Source organism: Hyalangium versicolor (assembly GCF_020103695.1).
In the GTDB taxonomy this organism is placed as follows: Bacteria; Myxococcota; Myxococcia; order Myxococcales; family Myxococcaceae; genus Hyalangium; species Hyalangium versicolor.
On the sequence record NZ_JAHXBF010000001.1, the window covers coordinates 397,552 to 423,159 of the forward strand.

Sequence of the window (25,608 nt, forward strand, 5' to 3'; positions counted from 1 at the left end):
CCGCATGGGATCCCTTGCCATGGTGGCTGTGGTACCCCTGCTCGTTGCCGCCGTGGGGGTTGAGGGGTCGGCGACCTGTCCCCATCCGAGCCAGGTCGCGCAGAGGCTCGCGCGGTTGCTCCCCGACGCTCCGGGGCCGCGGCACGTGGCGCGTGTGGAGAGCAAGGGCGCGACGATCGTCCTCGAGCTCGTGACCGAGGAAGGGACGCGCCTCGCAAGCAAGGAGCTGCCCCGCCGTGGCAGTTGCCGCGAGCTCGCGAAGGTGGCTGCGGTGGTGATCGCAGCGTGGGAAGCGCGTTTCCGGGAGGGATTGCTGGAGCTCCCCCAGGGAACGCCTCCGCCTTCCGAAGCCGGTTCACCGCCACGGACTCCTCCGCTGCCCGAGGCTCCTCCGCTGTCCGAGGATCCTCCGCTGCCCGAGACTCCTCCAATGCCCGAGACTCCTCCAATGCCCGGAGCAGCTCTGCCGCCCGTGGCCACCCCACTGCCTGAGGCGACGCCACTGACTGAGGAGGCTCCGCCACCGGTGGCTGCTCCGCCTGTCGAGCCTCCACCGAGCGCGAGCGAGAGTGCCCCCGAGTCCCTGTCGCCAGACACCTCTCCGCTGGAGTTCCGCGGAGGGCTGGGCGCGGTGGCGGGGTTCTCGGACGTCTGGGCCTTTGGAGGCATAGCCCGGGGTTCTGTCGGGCGTGGTCGCGGGGGGGTGGTCGCGCTGGCGCTCGTCGAGCCCTCCCGAGAGCTCTTGCTGGGAGAGGGGAGCATCCGGTGGAGCAGGCCTCTGCTGGGCGTGGGAGGGCGGTGGCGCCTGTTGCGCGAGGGGCCCAGGCTCGAGCTCGAAGGGGGCGCCGCCGTTGCGTGGCTCCGGCTGCGAGGGGTCGGTTTCTCCGAGAACGCCTCGGTCTCCGATGCCGATCCCGCGGCCTGGGCGGGGGCGACGGTGTCCTGGCGCATGGGGGCCGTGCGCCCCTTTGTGGGGGTGCTCGGCTTCTTCTGGTTCCGCCTCCGCACAGCTCGTGTGCGGATTGTCACGATCCCCTCTTCCGAGGAGACGGTGACGCGGAACCTGCCTCGGGGCGAGGTGCTTGGGACGGTGGGATTCTCTTTTCCGGGCAAGTGAAAGGGCGTTTCGCGGCGCAGGCGCGTGAGCGCCTGGAGTCCGACGGTTTGTAAGGTTTCGACGCCCGCCGTCCTGATCGTGGCGAGGATGCACTGCGCATCCCAGTCACGGAGAGATCATGTCGAACCAGCTCAAGGGGATATACGTGATGGCCTCGCTGCTCCTGGCATGCGGCGCGACCCACGATGTCGGCGAGCAGCTTCGCTATCGTAGCGACACGCTCACGGCCAACGATGACAGCTTCACGGTGGCAGAGGACAGCGGCGCCACGGCGCTGGATGTGCTCGTGAACGATATGAGCGCGCCGGGCACGGGTGAGACGCTGACGGTGACGGCGGTGACCCAGCCGGCCGGCGGCGCGGTGACCTTCACGGCCGCTGGTGTGAGCTTCACGCCGGCGCCCAACTTCTTCGGGACCACGACGTTCACGTACACGGTGTCCGACGGCAACGGGGGCAGCGACACGGCCCTGGTGACGGTGACGGTGACGCCGGTGAACGACCCGCCCACGGCCAGCGACGACAGCTTCATTGTGGCTGCGGAAAGTGGCGCCACGGTGCTGGACGTGCTGGCCAACGACACATTCGTGCCGGACACGGACGAGACGCTGACGGTGGCGGCGGTGACTCAGCCGGCCCACGGCACGGTGACTCTCAGCGGAGGCGTGGTGAGATTCACTCCGTCAGCGGGCTTCTTTGGGACCACGGCGTTCACGTACACGGTGTCCGACGGCAATGGCGGCACGGCCCAGGCCATGGTGACGGTCCTGGTGGGCAGCTCGAACCATCCTCCGACAGCCAGCGCCGACAGCATCACGGTGGCCGAGGACAGCGGCGCTGCGGTGCTGAACGTGCTGGCCAACGACACGACGGCGCCGGACACGGGCGAGACGCTGACGGTGGTGGCGGTGACTCAGCCGGTCGGCGGCACGGTGACGTTCACGGCGTCCAACGTGAGCTTCACGCCGACGCCCAACTTCTTCGGGAGCACGACGTTCACGTACACGGTGTCCGACGGCAATGGCGGCACGGCGGTGGCGCTGGTGACGATGACGGTGACGCCGGTGAACGACCCGCCCGATGCCGTCAACGACAGCTTCACGGTGCCCGGGGACGGTGTCACCACGGTGCTGAACGTGCTGGCCAACGACACGTCCTTGCCGGACACGGGCGAGACGCTGACGGTGGCGGCGGTGACTCAGCCGGCCAATGGCACGGTGACGTTCACGGCGTCCAATGTCAGTTTCACGCCGCTGCCCGCTTTCGTCGGGAGCACGACGTTCACGTACACGGTGACGGACGGCAATGGCGGTACGGACACGGCGACAGTGACGGTGCTGGTGTTTGATGAGAGCAACCCGCCCGTGGCCAACGACGACAGCTTCACGGTGGCCGAGGACAGCGGCGCCACGGTGCTGGACGTGCTGTTCAACGACACGACGGCGCCGGACACGGGCGAGACGCTGACGGTGGTGGCGGTGACTCAGCCGGCCGGCGGCACGGTGACGTTCACGGCGTCCAACGTCAGTTTCACGCCAGCGCTCAATCGCTTCGGGAGCACGACGTTCACGTACACGGTGACGGACGGCAATGGCGGCACGGACACGGCGACGGTGACGATGACGGTGACGCCGGTGAACGACCCGCCCGTGGCCAGCAACGACAGCTTCACGATGGCCGAGGGCAGCGGCGCCACGGTGCTGAACGTGCTGGCCAACGACACGACGGCGCCGGACACGGGCGAGACGCTGACGGTGGTGGCGGTGACTCAGCCGGCCGGCGGCACGGTGACGTTCACGGCGTCCAACGTGAGCTTCACGCCGGCGCCCAACTTCTTCGGGATCACGACGTTCACGTACACGGTGTCCGACGGCAATGGCGGCACGGACACGGCGACGGTGACGGTGATTGTGATTGATGTGGACACCCCGCCCGATGCCGTCAATGACACCTTCACGGTGGCCGAGGACAGCGGCGCCACGGTGCTGAACGTGCTGGCCAACGACACGACGGCGCCGGACACAGGCGAGACGCTGACGGTGGTGGCGGTGACTCAGCCGGCTGGCGGCACGGTGGCGTTCACGGCGTCCAACGTCAGTTTCACGCCGACGCCCGAGTTCTCCGGGATCACGACGTTCACGTACACGGTGACGGACGGCAACGGTGGCACGGACACGGCGACAGTGACGATGACGGTGACGCCGGTGAACGACCCGCCCGTGGCCAACGACGACAGCTTCACGGTGCTCGAGGACAGCGGCGCCACGGTGCTGAACGTGCTGGCCAACGACTCGTCCGCGCCGGACACGGGCGAGACGCTGACGGTGGCGGCGGTGACTCAGCCGGCCGGCGGCACGGTGACGTTCACGGCGTCCAACGTGAGCTTCACGCCGGCGCCCAACTTCTTCGGGATCACGACGTTCACGTACACGGTGTCCGACGGCAATGGCGGCACGGCGATGGCGACGGTGACGATGACGGTGACAGCGCTGAAAGGCCCGCTCGCGAGGTGAGTGCGACGGGTACGCGGCCTGGGGGCCATGCTCTCCAGTACCATGAGCCGTATCAGCCTCTGCCCCCGCTTGCGGTTGATCAAGAGGTACTCCTGCTGGAGTACCACCGCTGAATGTTCAGTCCTTGGCGGAGACGTTGAGCTCGGCGAAGAAGTCGTTGCCCTTGTCGTCCACGACGATGAAGGCGGGGAAGTCGACGACCTCGATCTTCCACACGGCTTCCATGCCGAGCTCGGGGTACTCGAGCACCTCGACCTTCTTGATGCAGTCCTGGGCCAGACGTGCGGCCGGGCCGCCGATGCTGCCCAGGTAGAAGCCTCCGTGCTTCTTGCACGAGTCGGTGACGGCCTTGGAGCGGTTGCCCTTGGCGAGCATGACAAGGCTGCCACCCTGGGACTGGAACAGATCCACGTAGCTGTCCATGCGGCCGGCGGTGGTGGGGCCGAAGCTGCCGGAGGCGTAGCCCTGCGGCGTCTTCGCCGGCCCCGCGTAGTACACGGCGTAGTCCTTCAGGTACTGGGGCATGCCCTCGCCGCGGTCAAGACGCTCCTTGAGCTTCGCGTGGGCGATGTCGCGCGCGACGATCACCGGACCGGACAGCGACAGGCGCGTCTTGGTGGGGTAGCGGCTGAGCTCGGCCCGGATATCGGACATGGGCCGGTTGAGATCGATCTTCACCACGTCGCCGCCGAGCTGTGCGTCGGTGGTCTCGGGAAGGTACTTCGCGGGATCGGTCTCGAGCTGCTCCAGGTAGATGCCGCTCTTGGAGATCTTCCCTACAGCCTGCCGGTCCGCGGAGCACGAGACAGCGATGGCCACCGGGCAGCTGGCGCCGTGGCGAGGCAGGCGGATGACGCGCACGTCATGGCAGAAGTACTTGCCGCCGAACTGCGCGCCGATGCCCATGCGGCGGGTGAGCTGGTGGACCTTCTCCTCCAGCTCCACGTCGCGGAAGCCGCGGCCCAGGTTGTTGCCGCTGGTGGGCAGGGTGTCCAGGTAGCGGGCCGAGGCGTACTTGGCGACCTTGAGCGCGAACTCGGCCGAGGTGCCGCCGACGACGACGGCCAGGTGGTAGGGCGGGCACGCGGCGGTTCCCAGTGAGCGGATCTTCTGCTCCAGGAACTTCATCAGGCTGTCGGGGTTGAGCAGCGCCTTGGTTTCCTGGAAGAGGTAGCTCTTGTTGGCCGAGCCGCCGCCCTTGGCCATGAAGAGGAACTTGTAGGCATCTCCCTCGGTGGCGTAGAGCTCGATCTGGGCGGGGAGGTTGGTGCCGGTGTTGACCTCCTTGTACATGTCGAGCGGCGCCAGCTGCGAGTAGCGCAGGTTGCTGGTGGTGTACGTGTCGTGGATGCCGCGGGCGATGGCCTCCTCGTCACTGAAGCCGGTGAGGACGTACTGGCCCTTCTTACCCATCACGATGGCGGTGCCGGTGTCCTGGCAGGAGGGCAGCACGCGGCCCGCGGCGATGTTGGCGTTCTTCAGGAGCTCCAGGGCCACGAAGCGATCGTTGGAGGTGGCTTCGGGATCCTTGAGGATGTGGGAGAGCTGCTGGAGGTGCCCGGGGCGCAGCAGGTGGGCGATGTCCCGCATGGCCTCGCGGGTGAGCAGGGTGAGGGCCTCGGGGGCCACCTGGAGGAAGGTCTTCCCTCCGGCCTCGAAAGTGGAGACATGGTCCTTGGTGAGAAGCCGGTAGGGTGTGGTGTCCTCGCCCAGCGGCAGCATGTCCTGGTAGGTGAAAGCGCTCACGGTGCGGTCCTCGCGGGAAGAGGGCTTTCAGTTACCACAGGTGGGCGCTCGTGGGGGCAGCGAGAGGGAGGGCTCCCACAGTTGGCTGGAGGGGTACCAGAAGACCCTGCCGACACAGTCTCTCGGGCTGCTCATTCGCGCTTGAGAATCACTCCATCGTCGCTGACAGCGTAGCTGGCTCCTGCGTCCATCACAGTGGGCTGAAGCCCGCAGCGCTCATCCTCTTTTGGTGTGAAGTGGATGAAGGTCACCCCGTCGCCGCTGCGCACCCATGCATCATAGGTCTTGAGTTCGAGGAGGCACCGTGACGAGGCATCCGCGCTCTTCGAGGGCTCCGAGCCGATCGGCCGGAAGTCGTCCAGAGCGATTTGCAGGGCCTTGAGTTGCGTACCTGTGAGGGTCGTGGTCGCGTCCTGGCTCCATTCGGGAAATTGGATCCGTGACGCCTCTTGCTCTGAAGCTACCTGGGGCTTCCTGTGGATATGGGAGCACCCCGTGCACATGAGGAGGAGGACTCCAATGCAAAACCTCTTCATTCCAGGGTCTCCTCGAAAGGGAAGAGTCGCTATTCGCCATGCATGTCGTCAGCCACGCGTTTGAGTGACTCAAACTTCCCGTTCTTCATTTGAATTACCGTGCCTACGAAGTCCTGACTGCACCAGGAGAGGTTCAATCACCAAGCGCTCGAGTACATCTCTGCTGGCAGCCTGATCCAGCGGGAGCGCAGTGCACTCGATGAAGTCGATTCCATTTTTCGAAAGCTCGGGCGCTCGGAATTGTTGCCATGTGGGGGTGGGCCATTCGTTCTGCGGGGTCCAGAACCAGCTCTTGGCCATCCAGTACCACCAGTTCCACTGCTTGGTGCCTGGGACGAATCTTAGAAGACCTGCCGTCAGGACGGGCATGCCTTTGCCTGGAAGGGTGTAGTCCGAGGCTCCGCCGTCGGAGAGTACGCAGTTTACATACGCCAGAGGACCATTTGGGGCGGGCTGGTCCTCGAACTTGAAGAACCGCGCGATGTAGTGAGGAGCCCAGCGATCCGGCTGCTTGATGTCTCCGGAGCGCCCGGTAGCAATCTGCGCGGCTTTTCCATGAGCGATGCGCCATCCCGAGCGATCGAGCAATCGTGGCGAAGGACAAGAAGAAGATCCAGCTCTGTGCGGTCGCCGAGTTCCGGGAAGAGTGGCCAGTAGTCGGCGACAACGTCGCTGTAGCCGGCAGATAGCTGCGGCGTCCGCCCGTCCACTGAGAGAGCCGTGAGCAACCAAGGCACAAGAACTCGCTCCGGTGGCAGTAGCTCCAGCAAGCCAAAAGCTGTGCTTGTCAAAACGTCCTCATCATCACGGACGATCTCTGGTACCTTGCGGTGAACCTCGGCATGATCCATTTGGTTCCCCCTCTACGCTTGGTACTAAGAGCGCCTAACAAAGTCAGGCACGAAATCGGAGCACGCGAGAGCCGTCGACATTGCACTGGAATGCCTCTCGCCCTGCCGTGGAGCTTCGCCGTCAGGGCGAGAGCGTGCAGGTGGCGTAGCTGGACTGGAAGTTGGTGCCTCCGGTCAGACGACAGAAGTCCGCCTTGCCGTCGCCATTGAAGTCCACCCAGTCACGTCCCGCGTCCTGGCCCCAGTCGAGGGCACTCGAGGAGTACAGGTTCCCAAAGCCCGTGCCCGTGGAGGCCGTACACGCTACGTAGCGAGACGGGGCGCCGCCCACATGGCGGCAGAAGTCCGCCCGGCCATCGCCATTGAAGTCCACCCAGGCCCGGCCCGTATCGTAGCCCCCATCGAGAACGCCCGAGGAGTAGGTGCCCCCAAAGCCCGTGCCCAGGGAGATCGTGCAGCTCAGGTAGTTGGACTGCTGGTAGATGCTGCCGTGAACCCGGCAGAAGTCCGCCCGGCCATCGCCATTGAAGTCCACCCAGGCCCGGCCCGCCTCGTTGCCCCAGTCGATGACGCTCGAGGTGTACGTGCGGCCAAAGCCCGCGCTCGTGGACACCGTGCAGCTCACGTAGCCGCTCTGGGCGCTGGTGTTCCCCACCCGGCGGCAGAAGTCCGCCCGGCCATCGCCGTTGAAGTCCACCCAGGCCCGGCTCGTTTCGGGGCCCCCATCGACGACGTACGAGGTGTACGTGTCACCAAAGCCCGTGCCCGTGGACTCCGTGCAGCTCACACTGCCGAACGGGCTGCTGGAGTCCCCCACCCAGCGACAGAAGTCCGCCCGGCCATCGCCGTTGAAGTCCACCCAGGCTCGGCCTATCTCCTGGCCCCCGTCGAGGAAATTTGAGGAGTACGTGGCGCCAAAGCCCGCTCCCGTGGACACCGTGCAACTTACGTAGGTGGACGGGTCGCTGGAACTCCCCACCCAGCGGCAGAAGTCCGCCCGGCCATCGCCATCGAAGTCCACCCAGGCCCGGCCCGCCTCCTGGCCCCAGTCGATGACGCCCGAGTAGGACGTGCTACCAAAGCCCGTGCCCGTGGATACCGTGCAGCTCACGTAGCTGGACTGGAGGTTGGTGCCCCCCACCCGCCGGCAATAGTCCGCCCGGCCATCGCCGTTGAAGTCCACCCAGTCACGGTCCGTGACATGCCCCCAATCAATGATGCCCGAGGAAATGTCGGCGAGTGCCTCGATGGAGGTGTTGAGAATGAGCAGACACACGAAGGCGCTTGCTCGCCGAGGGATGAAAGGCTTCACGCTTACTCCTGACTGGGAAACCTTCATACCCAGACATGAACTTGGTTCCCCAACAGACAACTAACACCCACCGGGAAACCGTCAAGTTCCAGCAGCGAGGGGCCAGGCGAGATCCTGGGACGGAAAGAGCACGCCCTTGAGCAAGTCCTTGAGTCGAAGCAACGGCTGGGACAACACCGGTGGGTGTCACCGGCAGAGGACTCTGCGCGTGCGCGATGAGCGGCGCGACGATGTTCGCTTCGGCCTCCTTGCTCTGGGCTGCTGCCTGATACTCTTCCCGGGGCCTCAATTCTGACTTTTGTTAGGCGCTCTAATGCTGAATCGCGAGGATGCGCCACTGCACGATGTCAATGGCATACGTGGCCTCGAAGTCGAGAACGGGGCCCAAGCCCATGTCACAAGCTCCCGGGCGAGCATAAATCTCGACGAAGACGATACCTTCAGGTCCGGGTGCCGCAATGACATCGTACGACGCACGCTTGGAGAGGCATACCTCGCGAGGTGAGGCCTCCTTCCCAGGTTTTGCGTCCCAAGGCAGGAAATCCTCCATGGCCAGCTCGATAGCCGCGAGCTGATTTCCTGAGAGGCTCACGTGTCCGCCGGTGGCCAGGGGCTCCGCCGGGAACGTGACAGCGGCTGCCTCTTCGGGTGGGGCGTAAACGGGATGAGGGGGGCGGCGAAAGAGCGCGCAGGCAGAAACGAGGGCGCAAAGCAGTAACAGCAATGGGCGCTTCATGAGCTTCCTCGGGAGCGATGATGGCCAAGGCCCAGACCAATCCCTCTTGGTTGATGACGAGATCCTACGAGTCCCGGTCCTGGACGGCCTTCTGCGCGATGATGTCAACGAAGCCCGGCGCGATGAGCTTGAGCACCTGTGCCACCTTGGCCTTGGTCGTCATCACCAGATCGCGATCGCGGCGGTCCATGGCGCGGACGATCAGCTCCACGCAGGTCTGCAAGTCCATGGTGCCCTTGCTCTCGTCGCGTCGGCTCTTCTGGATGGGCTTTCCATCCGGCCCCACGGCGCGGTCGCGGATCTCAGTGGCGACGAACCCGGGAGACACCACGAGCACGTCCACTCCCGTGTCCCGCAGCTCCACGCGCACCGAGTCGAAGAAGCCCTGCATGGCGTGCTTGCTGGCGGCATAGGCGCTGCGGGTGGGCACCCCCGTCTTCCCCGTGAGCGAGGAGATGGCCACCAAAAGCCCCTTGCGCGCCTTGAGGTGGGGCAGGGCGTGGTATGTGCAGTAGACCGAGCCCAGGTAGTTCACGCGCATGATGCGCTCGAACAGAGACAGATCTGTCACCTCGTCGAGCCGCGCCCACATGGTGATGCCCGCGTTGTTCACCAGGGTGTCGATGCCACCGAACGTCTCCACGGCGCGCTCCACCATGCGCCGGCAGGCCTCGGGATCCGCGACATCCGTGGCCACAGCGAGGGCCCGCCCGCCGGCCTGCTCGCATTGCTGCTTCACCTGGGCGAGCGCTTCCTCGCTCCGCGCCGCGAGCACCACGTTCGCCCGCCGCGAGGCGTACACCACGGCGAGCTCCTTTCCGATGCCCGCGGAGGCACCGGTGATGACGATGGTCTTCCCTTGCATGTTGGCCATGCGCGCATTCTTCCAGAGGCGCTGGCGGAGCTCGAAGGGAAAGATCCGCCGAAGGCTGCCCCGGTGCTCACACGAGCCGGTGTCCCCCGTCGACGTTGAGCACCTCTCCGGTGGTGAAGCCGTTCGTCATCAGGAAGAGGGCCGCGTGGCCGAGGTCCGCCGGAGTGCCGGTGCGCCTCGTGAGGAGGCGCTGTCCGTGCTGCTCCAAGCGCTGCTGCTTGGCACTGCCAGCGAGGGTGTCCCACAGGGGCGTATCGACCCAGCCCGGGGACAAGGCATTCACCCGGATGGGAGCGAGCTCGATGGCCAGGGCGCGCACCAGCGAGTGGACCGCACCATTCACCGCCGCGACGATGGACCCGCTCGGTCCCGGTCTGTCCGCCGCGACGCCCGTGGTGAAGACGAGCGAGCCTCCGAGCTCGATCCGGGCGTGCTTGGCGATCAGCAGCGCCGCCACGAGCTTCGAATCGATGGTGCGGTGAGCGTGGATGAGTTCGAGCTGCCGGATGGGTTGAGCGTGGGAGTACACCGCGGTGAGGACGACATGGTTCGCGGGTGGATGCTCACGGAAGAGCGTGTGGGCCTGGTCCTCCTGGGTGATGTCTGCGGCGAAGGTCCGCAGGCCTTGCACTCCGCCAAGCTGGGCCGCCGCAGCTGCGAGCTTGTCGGGAGAACGGCCGACGATGGTCACCGAAGCTCCGGCGTCGAGACTGGCCTTGGCCACCCCGAGCCCGATCCCGGACGACCCTCCAATCACGATGACATGCTGGTTTTTGAGGTTCATGCGATGGAAGTAGCGCATGAACCGTGCGTCCGACCATGGGATGGTGTGGCAAGCTCCATCCCATGAATGGGATGACCTCTCTGGACGATCTGCGGCTCTTTGTCGCCGTGGCGCATCACTCGAGCTTCGTGGAGGCGGCACGGCGTACGGGTGTTCCCACCAGCACGGTGAGTCGCAGGGTGTCCCAACTTGAGGAGGCGCTAGGCGTACGGCTGCTCCAGCGCACCTCCCGGAGCGTGGGCCTGACTCATGAGGGAGAGCGGCTGCTGGAGCGTGCCGGGCCGCTGCTCGAAGGCCTGGCGTCGGTGCTCGACACGAGCGTGGAGCAGGAGGGGGAACTCTCGGGCCGGCTCCGGGTGACGGCGCCCGTGATGACGGGCTCGCAACGCATTGCGCCAGCGCTGTTCGCCTTCGCCGCCCAGCACCCTCGGCTGTCCTTGGAACTCCATCTCACCAACACCCGGGTGTCCCTGGTCGAGGAAGGCTTCGATCTGGCTTTTCGCACCGGGCCCATCCAGGACGCGGAGTTGGTGGCGCGGCGTGTCTGGAGCACTCCCTTTGCGTTCGCCGCTTCCCCCGGGTTCGTACGGCAGGAGCTGAAAGGCCGGACTTTGCTCGATCGCGAACAGCTCGGATCGGTCCCCGCCATCCTCAGCTTGCCCGGTGTGTGGCGCCTTCGCCGCAAGGACGGATCCACCGAGGACTTCCGGCCGCGCGAGCGCATCCGCGTGAATGATCCTCGGATGACCATCGCCGCGGCGGTGCAGGGGCTGGGAGTGGTGTGCGCTCCCAAGGATGCCATCGAGCAGCAGGGCGAGGCTCTGGTGCAACTCACCCTGAAAGGTCGCACGGTCGAGCCTCGCGAGATCTACGCGGTGTACCCATCCCGGAGGCAATTGCCCGCGCGGGTGCGCTTGGCGCTCGACTGGGTGATGAAGAACGGTTGAGCGTCCCCGCTCGAAGGGGGAGGGGGCGTGCGGGGAGAAAGTCGGATCCGGGACACGATTTTTCCAGGTGGGTCTGGGCTTGCCCGCCTAGATTCCATCCCCGAGATGGAAACTGCCGAGAAACGCGCTCCCCTGGCTGCCCTGCTGCCTCCCCGAGGCTCGCCTCCGCTGAGCAGCGACGAGATCCTCAACCGCTTCGTGGGCTACGTGTCCGAGACGGGGCTGTCGCTCTACCCAGCGCAGGAGGAGGCCATCCTCGAGCTGCTGGCGGACAAGCACCTGTTCCTGAAGACGCCGACGGGCTCGGGCAAGTCGCTGGTGGCCACGGCGCTGCACTTCAAGGCCATGGCCGAGGGCAAGGTCTCCTATTACACGTGCCCCATCAAGGCGCTGGTGAACGAGAAGTTCTTCGCGCTCTGCGACGCCTTTGGCGCCGAGAATGTGGGCATGCTCACCGGCGACGCGAGCATCAACCGCGATGCGCCCATCATCTGTTGCACGGCGGAGATCCTCGCCAACATGGCGATGAGGGACTCGCGGGCGCGGGTGGACTACGTGGTGATGGACGAGTTCCACTACTACTCGGACCGCGATCGTGGCACGGCGTGGCAGTTGCCGCTGCTGGGGTTGCCCCACACGACGTTCCTGATGATGTCGGCCACGCTGGGCGACACGCACATCATCGAGGAGGGGTTGCAGAAGCTGACGGGGAAGGAAGTGGTGTCCGTGCGCAGCGCGAAGCGCCCGGTGCCGCTGGACTTCGAGTACCGCGAGACGCCGCTGCACGAGACGATCCAGGAGCTGGTGGGCAAGGGGAAGTACCCCATCTACCTGGTGAACTTCACGCAGCGGGCGGCGGCCGAGCAGGCGCAGAACCTGATGAGCGTGGACTTCTCCACCAAGGAGGAGAAGGAGGCCATCCGGCAGGCGCTGATGGACGCGCCCTTCGACACGCCGTACGGCAAGGAGTTCCAGCGCTTCCTGCGTCACGGTGTGGGGATGCACCACGCGGGCCTGCTGCCCAAGTACCGCCTGTTGGTGGAGAAGCTGGCGCAGGCGGGGCACCTCAAGGTCATCTCTGGCACGGACACGCTGGGCGTGGGGGTGAACATCCCCATCCGAACGGTGCTCTTCACGCAGCTCTTCAAGTTCAACGGCGAGAAGCTGGCCATTCTGAGCGTGCGGGACTTCCAGCAGATCGCCGGTCGCGCGGGGCGCAAGGGCTTCGATGACGAGGGCACCGTGGTGGCCCAGGCGCCCGAACACGTCATCGAGAACATCAAGCAGGCGCAGAAGGAGGCTGCGGGCAAGAAGAAGGCGCCCAAGGCCAAGCCGCCGCAGAAGGGCTTCGTCAACTACGACAAGAACACCTTCGAGCGGTTGCAGAACGGCATCCCCGAGCCGCTCGAGTCTCGCTTCGAGGTGTCCCACGGCCTGCTGCTCAACCTGCTGCAGAGCGATCTGACGGAGGGCAGCGGCGGGTACCGGCGGCTGGTGCAGCTCATCGGCCGGACGCATGACTCGGACTACGTGAAGCGCCGGCACCTGAAGACGGCGGCGGCCTGCTTCCGGACGCTGGCGGGAGCGGGGATCGTCAGCGTGGAGAAGCGGCCGACTGGGGCGGTCGTCAAGGTCGCGGAGGATCTGCAGCGGGACTTCTCACTGAACCACACACTGTCGCTGTACCTGCTGGACACCTTGGAGAAGCTGGATCCCACCGCGGAGACGTACTCGCTGGACGTGGTGACGCTGGTGGAGTCCATCCTGGAGAACCCGGAGGTTGTCCTCTACGCGCAGCTCCACCAGCTCAAGGGGGAGAAGATCCAGGAGATGAAGGCGCAGGGCATGGAGTACGACGATCGGATGGAGGAGTTGGAGAAGCTGGAGTGGCCCAAGCCGAACCGGGACTTCATCTACGCCACCTTCAACGAGTTCGAGCGGAAGCACCCGTGGGTGGGGCAGGAGAACATCCGTCCCAAGGCGATCGTGCGGGACATGTTCGAGCGCTTCATGTCCTTCCATGACTACGTGCGCGAGTACGGGTTGCAGCGCAGCGAGGGCGTACTGCTGCGCTACGTGAGCGACGTGTACAAGACGCTGGTACAGACGGTGCCCGAGCGCTTCAAGGATGAGGCGGTGGAGGACATCCTGGATCACCTGCGTGCCACGCTGAGGCAGGTGGACTCCAGCCTGCTGGACGAGTGGGAGCGGATGCGCAACCCGGGTGCGGTGCTCGAGCCCAAGCCCGTGGTGGAGCTCAAGCCCAAGGAGCTGACGGAGGATCCGAAGGCGTTCGCGGCGCGGGTGCGCGAGGAGCTTCACCGGTTGCTGCGGGCACTGGGTCAGCGGCGCTACATGGATGCTCTGGCGATGTTGGACGGGGCGGTGGGGGAGTGGACGGCGCCGAAGCTGGAGCAGGCGATGGCGCCCTACTTCGAGGAGAACAAGGTGGTGCTCCTCACGCCCGCGGCGCGCCGTCCGAGCCTCACCTTCATCGAAGAGACAGGCAAGCGGATGTGGCGGGCGCAGCAGCGCATCATGGATCCGGAAGGCCACGGAGACTGGATGCTCGACTGCGAGATCGATCTGCGCGGCCGCAAGCTGGATGACGGACCCATCCTCATCCTGCAGCGGATTGGAATCTGACGATCAGCTGAACTCGAATGGGAGCAGTTCCTCCACTTGCTGATACCGGGAGAAGAGCTCGGCGCGAGTGGGGGCTCCCATGTTGATGATGCCGTAGCGGAAGCTGCCCACGTCCTGATCCTGCTGAGAGAGCTTCTCGCCGGGCGTGCACAACACCTTGATGATGGTGCCCGGAAAGCGCTCCTTCACGGCTGCGATCTCTTCCTTGGAAGGCACGCGGAGGACCTGCGCATCGGTGAAGCGGCGCATGACGAAGCTGGCGGCGGCTCCGTCTCGCCCGGAGCGGGCCCGCCAGGGCACTGGCTGCCCCGTGGCCAGCGCGATCTGGGCTTCATAGGTGTTCATCCCGTCCACGCGCTCGTAGAGATCCGCGAACTGGTAGGACATGCGCGGGTTCACCTCGATGACCGAGACCGTGTCGCGCTCCGTGTCGTGGAACATCTCGATGTTGAAGCAGGCGTGGTCGAACCCGGAGGCCTTCATCAAGCGCAGGGCGATGTCTCGCATGCGCGTCTGGACGCCCTCGGGCAGGTGCGAGGGGTACTCGAAACGCTGGAAGCTGATCGTTCCCGGGTACATCACCGAGTCCACGATGCCCATCACCACCGGCGCTCCACGCTCGACGAACCCATCCACCGTCACCTGGGTGCCCGCCAGCGGGGCCTCGCCGATGAACCAATGGGCGGGGATCTGTCCATCGGTGTAACGCCGCAGCAGTTGCTGGAAGGGCCGCAGCAGCAGGGACTTCTCGATCCGCTCCCGCCAGGAGAAGCGCACGGCGCGGCGGAAGTCATCGGGGCCATGCACCATCTGCGCGCGGATGGACATGGTGCCCTTCACGGGCTTGAGGAAGAACGGGTAGCTCAGCTTGCGCAGCCGCGGCGGCCCGGAGAACGGGTTGATGGGCTCGAAGTGCGGCGTGGCCTCGGGGACAGCTCGCTGCTGGATCTGCCGGCTGTAGTACTTGTGGCTGAGCTGCACCACCGCACCAGGCGGAGGAACGGGCAGTCCCAGTTGCTCTCCGATCAGCGAGGCAAACATGCAGCCCGGGTAGTCGCCCGTGCCCAGGATGCCGTTCAGGCCCGCGTCCCGATACATGGCTACGGACTGATCGATCCAGCGGGCCACGTTGAAGCGCAGGCCCGCCACCAGCGAGGGCTGCTCGACGAGTCGCTCGCCGTGGAAGAGCAGCTCGTAGCGCTCGCGGAAGCGGGAGCCGATGTTCTCCTTGTCCCACGGGCCCGGACAGACGACGAGCACCCGCGGGCGCTCTGCGGAGAGACGTGCCGCTGCCATCATGTGACGCCTCGGAGGTTCATCAAGTGAGAGGCCAGCTCCACGGCGTAGGACTTCTCCTCGCCCGTGAGCTCCTCGACGTGCTCGTCGTTCCAGTCCATGCGCAGGCACCGGTCGAGCACCAGATCCACCATCAGCTTTTCGTCTTGGAGCAGCAGCCCATAGTGGGACGTGCTGCTTCGGGAAGGATGGCCTGCCCACACGAGCAGCTCGGGCCGCCGGTCGTCATGAAGCAACGAGTCGCCGAACACAGGCTCGCCATGCGCCACGCCCAGCAGATCGAGCACGGTGGGCAGCACGTCGAAGTGGGATGAGAAGGGCACCTCGCGCGGGGCGAGCGCCGGGTGGTGGAAGAGCAGGGGAACGTCCAGCTCATCCCGGGTGATGGCGCTGCCGTGCGAGTGGTAGCCCAGCCGACCAAAGGCCTGCCCATGATCGCTGCTGACGACGACGAGGGGCTCTTTCACGAGCCCCTGCCGCCGCAGCCCTTCGAGGAGGGCACCGAACAGCGCATCCTCCTCCTCGATCGCGTTGAGGAAGCGCCCGTAATCCTCCTGGGAGTCGAAGCGGCGGAAGCGCTCCGCGTCGATGACGCGGTAGGGAACGTGGGTATGGGTGGCGTGGACATGGAGGAAGAGCGGTCCACTCCCCGCGCGAAGGACCTGCGAGAGCTGCTCCAGCCCCTGGGACAGGAGCACCTGATCCGTCAGCAGCCCTTTCTGCTCGGGGGCGAGAAGCGCCCGGTCGATGATGTGCTGGAAGCCCGCCTTGTCCAGGATGGCGCGCAGGCCGTAGTCCCCCGTGCGCGCGGTGGTGAGATAGACGGTCTGGTACCCCGCTTCACTCAGGGCGCGCAGGCTCGAGAAGCGGGCGGCCTCCGTGTAGCTGCTCGCGTAGAGCGCGGTGTGCGCGTTGTTGGTGGTGGGAGACAGGCACGCGTGGTGTCGCGAGCGCAGGGACCGGGACATCAACCCCTGGAAGAACGAGGCATGCGCTCCGCTCGGAGCCGTGGCGGCCAGGTGGACCCGTCCCACGGACTCGAAGGTGAAGAGCACCACGTCCTGGCCTCGCAGCAGGCCGTGGGTGTTGCTTGGCCGGAGCGGGCGGGGAGGGGACTCGAGGACGCGGGCATGCTCCGGTCGTGCCCGGAAGCCCGCGCGTTTCGGTCGCAGTCTCTCGAAGAGGAAGTGGCGGACCCCCGATGGGCCCGAGGCTCTCCCGCGCCACGCCTGCAAGGCGCGGGCGATGGTGATCAGCCCCAGCGCTGCTCCTGCCGCCGGCATTGCAGCGCCTGGCACGAGGAGCATGCCCGCGCCCACCAGCAGCAGGGCTCCACAAGCCCCAAGCGCCCTGAGGCGTGCTCGAGCCACCGTACACACCCAGGTCGCGGCAACGAGGTACACGCAGAGCCCCAGGATGAGCCCCGCACGCACCAGACTCCCGGCGCCCAGGAACAGCCAGCCGTGAGCCACCGTCGCGGCGGCCGGCAGCGCGGCGAACAGTCGATGGCTGGAGAAGAAGCGGCGCGCGAATGACAGCTCCGCCAACTCCCGGTACAGCACGGACAGGATGACGCTGCCCACGCCCCCAGGGCCCAACTCGATGGTGAAGATGCGGAAGAGGACCGCATCCAGCCAGAGCGCGAAGTAGAACACCCCTCCGCCCAGCAACCCCACCACGGCACCCGCTGGGCCCAGGCTCGCGGGCAGCACGAGCACGAACTCGATCAGCGCCACCCACGCGAGATCGTCCAGATCGATCGCCGCATCCACCGAGAAGCCGCGGTACTTCACGGCCTTGATGAGCGCCGCGCAGACTGCTCCCGCCAGCGTGAGCTCCAGCCAGGTGGCGCACAGCTGTGCGAGCCCACTCATCGCAGGAAGGCCCTCCAATAGGTGACGGCATACCAGGCCACGACGGCCACGAAGAGCAGCCGCGCCACCAGGGAGCTGTCCCTCCAGAGGAAGGCCGCGGCTCCAGCGACCAGGAGGGCCTCGACGAGCGCGACCTTGCGCGCGTGGTAGCGCACATCCCAGTACGAGATGGGGCTGATGAAGCGGTAGTGGCTGAAGGGCAGGAAGTGGCGGTGCGCGTCCTCGGCGTGAAGCGGAAGATCTGCCAGCGAATGCAGGAGCATGCTGCCGAAGAACACGGCGACCATGCTGGAGCCCGCTGCCACCCCCACCAGTGTGCCCAGCAGCGTCAGGGGCAGCGAGTGGGCTCCATGGATGAGGTTGAGCCAGAACGGTTGCTGGTAGCTCTCGCGCCAGATGCGCTCTTCCGGCAGGCCCCGCAGGTAGTGCTCGCGCAGGTAGAGGACGACGATGGGGACGTCCGGGAGGATGGCTCCCGCGAGAATGGGCAGCGTGTGCTCGGGTGTGACGGCGCTGGTCAGGATGGCCAGATTGACGACGGCATGCCCAGGAGTCTGCACGCGCGCATCATACGGAGCGCTTCCTGCCCTCCAAGGGACTTGTGCCCGCTGTTGTGAGATGGCTCACGCCTTGAGCCGGTATCCCGTTCGGAAGACCCACCGCACGACCAGCAGGCAGAGGACGAGGAACACCATCGTCATCCCGAGGCTCACCTCCACGCCGACATCCGACGCTCCGAAGAAGCTCCAGCGGAAGCCGCTCACCAGGTAGACGACCGGGTTGACCAGGGCGATCTTCTGCCACACGGGGGGCAGCATGTTGATCGAGTAGAAGCTGCCACCCAGGAAGGTCAGCGGCGTGACGATGAGCATCGGCACGAGCTGCAGCTTCTCGAACCCGTCCGCCCACAGGCCGATGAGGAACCCGAACAGGCTGAACGTCACCGACGTGAGGACGAGGAAGCCCACCATCCACACCGGGTGGGAGATCTCGTAGCGAACGAAGACCCGAGCCGTGACCAGGATGATCAGCCCCAGGATGACCGACTTGGTGGCGGCCGCGCCCACGTAGCCGATGATGATCTCGATGGCGGAGATCGGCGCCGAGAGGATCTCGTAGATGGTGCCCGAGAACCGGGGCATGTAGATGCCAAACGACGCGTTGGCGATGCTCTGCGTCAGGATGGCCAACATGGTCAGCCCGGGCACGATGAAGGCGCCGTAGCTGACGCCGTCGATCTCGGCCATGCGCGAGCCGATCGCCGACCCGAACACGATGAAGTAGAGCGAGGTGGAGATGACCGGCGAGGCGATGCTCTGCAACAGCGTTCGCCAGGCGCGCGCCAGCTCGAAGATGTAGATCGACCGGATGGCGTGGATGTTCATGTCCGAGCCCTCACCAGCTCGACGAAGATCTCCTCCAGCGAGCTCTGGGATGTCTTCAGATCCTTGAAGGTGATCCCCAGCTCCCCGAGGTGCCGCAGCAGGTTGGCGATCCCCGTCTCCTCGCGCTGGGCGTCAAAGGTGTAGATGAGCGAGGTCTTGTCCGCCGACAGCTCCAGCGAGCGTCCCGCGAGCTCGGGCGGAACGTTCTCCAGGGGGCTCTGCAACTGCAACGTGAGCTGCTTCTTGCCGAGCTTCTCCATCAAGGTGGCCTTGTCCTCCACCAGGATGAGCTCTCCCTTGTTGATGACCCCAATCCGATCGGCCATCTGCTCGGCCTCTTCGATGTAGTGGGTGGTCAGGATGATCGTCACCCCGCCTTCACGGAGACCTCGGACCATCTCCCACATATCTCGACGCAGCGCGACATCGACGCCAGCCGTGGGCTCGTCCAGGAACAGGACCCGAGGCTCGTGAGACAGGGCCTTGGCGATCAGCACCCGGCGCTTCATGCCGCCCGACAGCGTCATGATCTTGTTGGCCCGCTTGTCCCAGAGGGACAGATCCTTCAGCACTTTCTCGATGTGGGCCGGATTGGGCGCCTTCCCGAACAGCCCGCGGCTGAAGCTGACGGTGCTCCAGACGGTCTCGAACATGTCGGTGGACAGCTCTTGCGGCACCAGGCCGATCCGCGTTCGGGCCGCTCGGTAGTCCCGGAGGATGTCGTGCCCGTCGACGCGGACCGTGCCCGTGCTCGGATTGACGATCCCGCAGACGATGTTGATGAGTGTCGTCTTGCCCGCCCCATTCGGGCCCAGCAGCGCGAAGATCTCGCCTTGGCGTATCTCTAGATCGACATGCTTGAGCGCCTGGAACCCCGACGCATAGGTCTTCGACAAGCCGGACACGGAGATGATCGGCGGTGCCGAACCTCCGTTGCTCCGGGGGGAATCCACCCGTTTTTCCATGCGCGGCCAGAGTAAGAGGTCCCTGGTTTTCTTGCCCGTTTAAATGAAGGGCAATCGCCTTCAATCTCCAGGTTGAACGAGCATCAGGATGTTGCCGCAGCGTGTCTCACGGAGCGGTCGCGGTCGGAGTGATGCTGCGCGCGAGGGGAAAGAAGCGCGCGTCATCCAGGTAGAAGTCCTGAGTTCCGGATTCTGTCTCCACGTACCATCGCGCCGAGCGGAGCGTTCCGGTCCAGGACACGAGGGCAGTGCCGCTCAGCTGCGCCCAGTGAGAAGCGTCCACGGGGACCTGGAGTGTCAGCGTGACATAGTCCGTGCGGGTGTCGGTGACGAGCTCCAACGTGGCCATGGCCTCGGTGGCTCCGGAGGCCAGTCGCACCCAGACTTCGCTCTGATAGGTGGCTCCGTTGAGCAGCCGAGCCCTGACGTCCTGCTGAGGGCCCGCCCAGGGCCCGTCCCGCTGGGTCACGTGCAGGGAGCGTTGGCCTCCATGGCTCGGGGAACTGGCGCTGCTCTGGACACAGTGGTCACAGCTCCAGCCGTTGGTGCTCTCCTCGGTATCTCCATTGTAGAGGACCTCACGGGCTTGGAGGGGCCAGAGGAGGACCGCTGCTGCTGCACCGATTCCCAGCACCACCGTTGCGCCGAGCATGAACCGTTTGCGCCGTTCTCTCCGTGGTCCCTGCTCCAGCGCTTCGAGCAGGGCGTCCATGGAGGGATGGCGCGCCGAGGGCTCCAAGGACAGGCCACGAATCAACACCCTTCGGAGCCACGGTGGCACCGCCGAGTCCTTGGGTGGATCGCGCAAGGCCTCGCGCGAGGTGCCGTCGAAGGGCCGTTCTCCAAAGAGGGCTTCATGGAGCGCTACACAGAAGCTGAACTGGTCGCTGCGGGCGGTCGCTTTGCTCCTCGCGAGCTGCTCGGGAGACATGTACGCGGGCGTTCCGATGGCGGCACCCGTGTGCGTCACGGACGCGGCGGGAGAGGCCACCGGTGGAGCGCGCGGACCGGGCTCCTCGGCCACCTCCAGACTGCGAGCCAGGCCGAAGTCCGTCACCCGGACGCGTCCGTCCTGGCCCACCAGCACATTGTCTGGCTTGAAGTCGCGGTGAACGAGACCCGCCGCATGCGCCGCGGCCAGCCCCTGCCCCGCGGGCAGGAAGACTTCGAGCACCTCGCGCCAGGTCCGGGGCTTCTCGCGCAGCCACTGGCTCAGCGTTCCACCCTCGACGAACTCCATGGCCAGGAAGACCTGATCGTCCAGCAGGCCCACGTCATAGAGGGTGATGACATGCGGGTGGTTCAGGCGGGCCACTGCCTTGGCTTCGCCCAGCAGCCGTGCGCTCGCTGCCTGTTCTACTCCAGCGAAGCGGTCGCGGCGCAGCAGCTTCAAGGCCACGCGTCTGTCCAGCCGGGTGTCATACGCGGCGTAGACGACGCCCATGCCTCCTGCTCCGAGCAGGTACAGGACGAGGTAGGGCCCCAGGCGCGAGCCTGGTTCCACTGTCTTCTCGGGTTGGGGGAGCGCCTCTTCATGAGGCGAGGCGGTCGCGGGAATCCCCTGAGAGGAAATCGCCTGCCCCCACGCGGCGAGCAGGGCGCGGCAGTCCGGGCAGGCGTCGATGTGAGCAGCGGCGCTCTGGCGTTCCTCAAGGGACAGGCGCCCTGTTCCCAGGGCGACGATGGTGTTCTCGTCGAGGCAACCCATGCGGCTCCCCTCCCAGGCTGCCAGGACGCGACGGATCGCGCCAGAGAGGGGAGCGCCGACTGGCCACCGGAAGCGCTTACGGGCGAAGCGCTCGCGGCGAGAGCAGGAGTCAGGGAGGCGGCGCGAGGAGGAGCTGCGCATCATCCACGTAGAAGCCCTGCGTGCCCGTCTCGGTCTCCACATACCAGCGCGCCGCGCTGAGCGTGCCGGTCCACGACACGATGGAGCTTCCGCTGAGCCGCGTCCACCCGGTCGCCGTGACGGAGGTGTGGGGCGTCAGCGTGAGGTAGTTCGTGCCAGTATCCGTGACGAGCTCCAACGTCACCATGGCCTTGGCGGTACCGGAGGCCAGCCGCACCCAGACCTCGGTCTTGTAGGTGGCGCCGTTGAGCAACTGGGCTCCTACCTCCTGCTGAGGACCTGCCCAGGCGTCGGCTCGGCTGGTGACGCGCAGGGACTTCAGGCCTCCGTGGCGTGGCGAGCTGATGGTGCTCTGCGTGCAACCATTGCAGTTCCAGCCGTTGAGGCCGTCCTCGGCGTTGCCGTTGCGCAGCAGCTGACGCGTCAGATAGCTGTAGAGGAAGTCACCCCAAATGGTGCGGGTCGTCCAGTCGGACTCGAGCAACGCCGGGCCATAGTCCACGTTCCAGCTCCACCCGGTGCTGTGCAGGCCTCGGCCCTCGAGGAACTGGTCGCGGAACTTGTTGCCAAAAGAGCTCGCGGTGCCGTCGAAGTGATCTCCCGTGGACGGCTGCTGGAAGCCCCACTCGGTGACGAAGACGGGCTTGAGCTGGTCCAGCCCATCGAGTGCCGCTGCCCATCGGGCCGGGTCGTTGCCGTCATTGCCCGCGTACACGTGCCACGTGTAGGCCGTGTTCGGGTCGGTGAGCAGGTTGTTCTTGATGCCCTTGAGGTTGTAGGCCCACGAGTTACCCGAGGCCAGGATGACCGAGCCGTTGCTCTTCGATCGGATGAGGGTGACGAGCTGCTCGAAGAAGGGCTTGAGCTGGGACCAGTAGGACACGGCGGCGCTGTCGTCCTCGGACTGCACCGGCTCGTTCCAGAGTTCGAAGATCACGCGGGGATCGTTGATCTGCATGGCCACGGTGCCCCAGAAATCCTGGGCCAGGCTGAAGCTGGAGTCATAGAGATAGGCCGGGTAGCCCCACTCCGGATCGGGGACCTCGTGCCAGCCATCCGGGAAGCCGATGGTGTGCCAGTCGATGATGACGTACAGGCCTGCCTGCAGCGCGGCGGCCGTCTGGGACTGGAGGGCTCCGAGCGTCTCGGCCCGATGATCGATCCACGCGCTGGGGTGCACGCTCAGGCGGACGGCGTTGGCTCTCCAGGTGCCGGAGAGGGTGGCGAAGTCCGCGGAGGCGCTGCGGCCGGTCAGGACGTAGTCATAGACGTCACCGAGCGCGACTCCGCGCAGGCGCACGGGCGTTCCATCGTCGCCGCGGACGAGCGTGTTCCCACTCACCTGGACTCCGGGAAGGGCGGTGAGGTGCTGGCGGGCAGTGCTGGGGTCCTGAAGGGAGGGAAGGGTTGAGGGTATGTCGCTGCCGCAGGCGCTCAGCACGAGCAGCAGGGCCGAGATGAGGAGGCGGGTGAGCAGGGGCAGGGATGTGGAGGACGCGAATGGGGACGAATCGGACATGGTTGCTCCCGGGATCGGGTTCAACCTCCCGACAGGAAGCCCCGGAACATGTCGCACCGCGAAATGCACCCTCCTGTGCGAATCGAGAGTTTCAGCGTTCTGCGTGAAATGCTTGTCCTGGGCGCCGTGGGCTGAGCACACTCGGAGAAGGAGAATCCCGCATGCCCAAGCGATCGTCATCAGCGCCTGCCAACCTTCCCCGCGGCAAGACCTCCCTGGGGGACTTTCGCGAAAGATTCATGGCGCGCGCCGCGGAGCTGGCGGCACGAGAGGACGTCCGAGTCCTCTGGAATCACGTCGGCGAGCCGAGCACGCGCGAGAAGGTGAAGCAGGTGGCCGAGAAGGCAGGCGTGCAACTCTCCGAGGCGGAGATCGAGTTCTACGCGCGCTCGAATGGGCTGGCCCTGGTGTGGGTGCCGGTTCACGCGCCAGGCTTCGATTCCAAGGTACACAAGTCGAAGAAGGGGATACCCACGCTTCGAGAGGTCGAGTCGCTCGACACGGACTCCTTCCGGATGATCGTCATGCCTCCCATCGAGAGGGTGGTGGAGCCGATCATCGACTACTCCCGGGATCTTGATGGGGACGTGGGGCGGCTGTTCGGGGTCGACTTTCCGGGGCAATACACCACCCCGGCCCTGGTGGTGCTCAAAGGAAAACCCACGGTCGTGAAGGTCGGAGACGACTACGGTGCGGATTGGACGTCGTCACGCGCGTCGAGCCTCGAGGACTATGTCGAGACCCTCCTCGCGACGTGGGGCGACGTGTCGTGGCGCCGCACCCTCTACATCCGGCGGGAGCACGAAGTCGGCCGTGCTTATTTCGAGGCGAAGCCGGTGCCGCTGGAATCGCTCCTTCCGCCGGTGCCCACTTCGAGCGCCAAGGAGGAACTCGCGCTCCTGCGCACGTTGAGGCGCGAACGGTTGGGGAAGCTGTCCGACGAGCTCCTCGCCAAGGCCGCCAGGGCGCTGTTCTCGAAGAACGAGGAGCTCCTTCGTTGTGCGGCTCAGTGCCTCCGGGACGACCGCGTCCGTTCGGTACCTCATGTCAAAACGGTGGTTGCGGCCCTGGAGAAACGCGCCACCGACCTTACGTGGGACCGCCGGTCTGTTGATGCATTCCGGCCTGACGAGCTCACGTCGATCGTGGACCTGATCCATGTCCCGCTCGAGCTCCAGGATGCGGAAGTGGTGCTCCGGCATGGCGGTAGCTATTGGGGCGCACGGGCTCGTGCCGCGCGGGACTCGGGAGGCGCTCTCCTCGAGACGCTCGCCGCGCTCCTGGATGGAGACGTGTATGACAAGTTCAGCGCCGTGGGGGCGGCGATCCTGCTGGGGCCCGCCGTGGCTCCGCTCCGGCGGCGCCTGGAAGCCCTTTTCAGCATCGAGGAAACCTACTTCGATCTCGAGCTGTCCGATGCCGCCGCCATGGCTGTCGTGTCCATCGATCCTTCCCGAGCGGGACGGCGCAAGAAGGCTGTTCGCACCGCGATGAAGTCCGAGCTCTGGAGGTATCTCTGGCATGAGGATGACGAAACGCCGACCTGCGCGCCGCTCTTCTCTCGCCTGCCCGAGGACACCCAGGCCCAGCTGGCTCACCACATCGCCGAGGTGAAGGTCTCATCAAGCCACGTGGCGCAACTCGAACTCCTGATGGCGTTGGGACGTGCCGGGATCGAGACCGCCTTCCAACTCGTCGAGAAGTACGCCGATGAGGAAGAGGAGAGCGATGGCGGCTACTTCAAGAGGTTCCTGCTGTGCATCGTGCTGCCCCGGTGCGAGCTGACGCGCGAAGAACGCCGCGGCCTCGTGGCGAGGGTGAAGCGCGAGCTTGTCGCCGAGAAGAAGCGGACCGGTTTCTGGCATGACGAGTACCTCGTGGCCCTGCTCACGTTGGGAGGGCTGAAGAGCTTGCCGTCCGACGTCAGACCCAAGGATCTCAAGGCCTTGGATCCAGAACGGTTCTACGCGGAGCGCAAGCCGCTCCAGCGTGCGCTGCTCGCATTCCGTGCCAGCGCCTGAGCCCGTCCTCCGTGTCTGCCGGCAACCCAAATCCTGTGGAATCGCGGGTTTACGCGCGTGGGGGCCGAAATGTTTCGTCATCAAATAGGGCACGGCTCCCCCCGTCCTACCAGGCACAACGGAAGAAGCCCACCGGGAGGAAACGTCATGAGGTCCAAGCTCACGTGGTTGTCCATCGCCTTCACGCTGTCCACGAGCGTTCCTGCTTTTGCCCAGACACACGATGCCTCGCCTGCTTACAACACGGGCACCGTGCCCGTGGATCGCCGGGGTAACGAGAGCCGCCGGGAGCGCGAGGAGCGGGAGCGTCGTGAGCGCGAGGAGCAGGCGCGCCGCGATCGAGAGCGCCGGGAGCGTGAAGAGCGGGAGCGTCGTGAGCGTGAGGAGCAGGCGCGCCGCGATCGAGAGCGCCGGGAGCGTGAGGAGCGGGAGCGTCGTGAGCGTGAGGCGCGTGCTCGCCGTGAGCGTGAGGAGCGAGAGCGTCGTGAGCGTGAAGAGCGGGAGCGTCGTGAGCGCGAGGAGCGTGCGCGCTGGGACCACAACAATCGCGACGTGCACGGCGCCAGCGCGGTGAACCGGTAGGCGGTACCTGCGGTCCAGGGATGCCGGAGCGCCGCGCCAATGAGCGTGGCCTCCAC

Annotated in this window: 18 protein-coding genes; 6 read left to right on the forward strand and 12 right to left on the reverse strand. The window is 65.9% G+C overall.

What is annotated here, in order from left to right:
- The first annotated feature begins 4 nt into the window (after positions 1-4).
- On the forward strand, positions 5-1,117 hold the full coding sequence (locus KY501_RS01380) for a hypothetical protein (RefSeq protein WP_224360511.1): 1,113 nt from the start codon (positions 5-7) through the stop codon (positions 1,115-1,117).
- A gap of 118 nt (positions 1,118-1,235) precedes the next feature.
- A complete protein-coding gene (locus KY501_RS01385; protein ID WP_224360512.1) occupies positions 1,236-3,629 on the forward strand; it encodes an Ig-like domain-containing protein in 2,394 nt (797 codons plus the stop codon).
- 117 nt (positions 3,630-3,746) lie between these two features.
- On the opposite strand, the gene KY501_RS01390 is transcribed toward KY501_RS01385, so the two are convergent.
- From KY501_RS01390 to KY501_RS01410, 5 genes are all read right to left on the reverse strand, one after another.
- Complete coding sequence (locus KY501_RS01390) at positions 3,747-5,351, reverse strand: fumarate hydratase (RefSeq protein ID WP_224361057.1); 1,605 nt, start codon at positions 5,349-5,351, stop codon at positions 3,747-3,749.
- Between the two features lie 1,532 nt (positions 5,352-6,883).
- Positions 6,884-8,074 carry an FG-GAP repeat domain-containing protein gene (locus KY501_RS01395; protein WP_224360513.1) on the reverse strand — a complete coding sequence of 397 codons (1,191 nt, stop codon included), beginning with the start codon at positions 8,072-8,074 and terminating at the stop codon, positions 6,884-6,886.
- A gap of 310 nt (positions 8,075-8,384) precedes the next feature.
- The gene (locus KY501_RS01400) at positions 8,385-8,810 is read right to left on the reverse strand and encodes a hypothetical protein (protein ID WP_224360514.1); all 426 of its coding nucleotides are present in this window, start codon (positions 8,808-8,810) and stop codon (positions 8,385-8,387) included.
- Positions 8,811-8,874: 64 nt separating this feature from the next.
- On the reverse strand, positions 8,875-9,684 hold the full coding sequence (locus tag KY501_RS01405; RefSeq protein ID WP_224360515.1) for an SDR family oxidoreductase: 810 nt from the start codon (positions 9,682-9,684) through the stop codon (positions 8,875-8,877).
- 67 nt (positions 9,685-9,751) lie between these two features.
- The gene (locus KY501_RS01410) at positions 9,752-10,486 is read right to left on the reverse strand and encodes an SDR family oxidoreductase (protein ID WP_224360516.1); all 735 of its coding nucleotides are present in this window, start codon (positions 10,484-10,486) and stop codon (positions 9,752-9,754) included.
- A gap of 53 nt (positions 10,487-10,539) precedes the next feature.
- On the opposite strand from KY501_RS01410, the gene KY501_RS01415 reads away from it, so the two are divergent.
- Together KY501_RS01415 and KY501_RS01420 are read left to right on the forward strand one after the other, a co-directional pair.
- On the forward strand, positions 10,540-11,415 hold the full coding sequence (locus KY501_RS01415; protein ID WP_224360517.1) for a LysR family transcriptional regulator: 876 nt from the start codon (positions 10,540-10,542) through the stop codon (positions 11,413-11,415).
- 105 nt (positions 11,416-11,520) lie between these two features.
- Positions 11,521-14,061 (forward strand): DEAD/DEAH box helicase, encoded by a 2,541-nt coding sequence (locus tag KY501_RS01420; protein ID WP_224360518.1) that lies wholly within the window; start codon positions 11,521-11,523, stop codon positions 14,059-14,061.
- A 3-nt stretch (positions 14,062-14,064) separates the two neighbouring features.
- Here the strand turns inward: KY501_RS01420 and KY501_RS01425 are convergent, their stop codons facing one another.
- The 7 genes from KY501_RS01425 to KY501_RS01455 all read right to left on the reverse strand — a co-directional run bounded on the left by KY501_RS01425 (position 14,065) and on the right by KY501_RS01455 (position 22,949).
- Positions 14,065-15,360 (reverse strand): ATP-grasp domain-containing protein, encoded by a 1,296-nt coding sequence (locus KY501_RS01425; protein ID WP_224360519.1) that lies wholly within the window; start codon positions 15,358-15,360, stop codon positions 14,065-14,067.
- Complete coding sequence (locus KY501_RS01430; protein ID WP_224360520.1) at positions 15,357-17,231, reverse strand: sulfatase-like hydrolase/transferase; 1,875 nt, start codon at positions 17,229-17,231, stop codon at positions 15,357-15,359. Before KY501_RS01430 ends, KY501_RS01425 begins: the two co-directional genes overlap by 4 nt.
- Entirely contained in the window at positions 17,228-17,791 is a 564-nt protein-coding gene (locus tag KY501_RS01435) for a hypothetical protein (protein WP_224360521.1), read from the reverse strand. Before KY501_RS01435 ends, KY501_RS01430 begins: the two co-directional genes overlap by 4 nt.
- A 63-nt stretch (positions 17,792-17,854) precedes the next feature.
- Positions 17,855-18,616: an ABC transporter permease gene (locus KY501_RS01440; protein WP_224360522.1), complete on the reverse strand. Its 762-nt coding sequence runs from the start codon at positions 18,614-18,616 to the stop codon at positions 17,855-17,857.
- Positions 18,613-19,569 (reverse strand): ABC transporter ATP-binding protein, encoded by a 957-nt coding sequence (locus KY501_RS01445; protein ID WP_224360523.1) that lies wholly within the window; start codon positions 19,567-19,569, stop codon positions 18,613-18,615. Before KY501_RS01445 ends, KY501_RS01440 begins: the two co-directional genes overlap by 4 nt.
- 118 nt (positions 19,570-19,687) lie before the next feature.
- Positions 19,688-21,289: a protein kinase domain-containing protein gene (locus tag KY501_RS01450; RefSeq protein ID WP_224360524.1), complete on the reverse strand. Its 1,602-nt coding sequence runs from the start codon at positions 21,287-21,289 to the stop codon at positions 19,688-19,690.
- 109 nt (positions 21,290-21,398) lie between these two features.
- On the reverse strand, positions 21,399-22,949 hold the full coding sequence (locus KY501_RS01455; RefSeq protein ID WP_224360525.1) for a cellulase family glycosylhydrolase: 1,551 nt from the start codon (positions 22,947-22,949) through the stop codon (positions 21,399-21,401).
- 161 nt (positions 22,950-23,110) lie between these two features.
- Between KY501_RS01455 and KY501_RS01460 the strand changes: the two genes are divergently transcribed.
- Together KY501_RS01460 and KY501_RS01465 are read left to right on the forward strand one after the other, a co-directional pair.
- Positions 23,111-24,970 (forward strand): hypothetical protein, encoded by a 1,860-nt coding sequence (locus tag KY501_RS01460; protein WP_224360526.1) that lies wholly within the window; start codon positions 23,111-23,113, stop codon positions 24,968-24,970.
- Positions 24,971-25,117: 147 nt separating this feature from the next.
- Positions 25,118-25,552 (forward strand): hypothetical protein, encoded by a 435-nt coding sequence (locus tag KY501_RS01465; RefSeq protein ID WP_224360527.1) that lies wholly within the window; start codon positions 25,118-25,120, stop codon positions 25,550-25,552.
- The last annotated feature ends 56 nt before the right edge of the window (positions 25,553-25,608 follow it).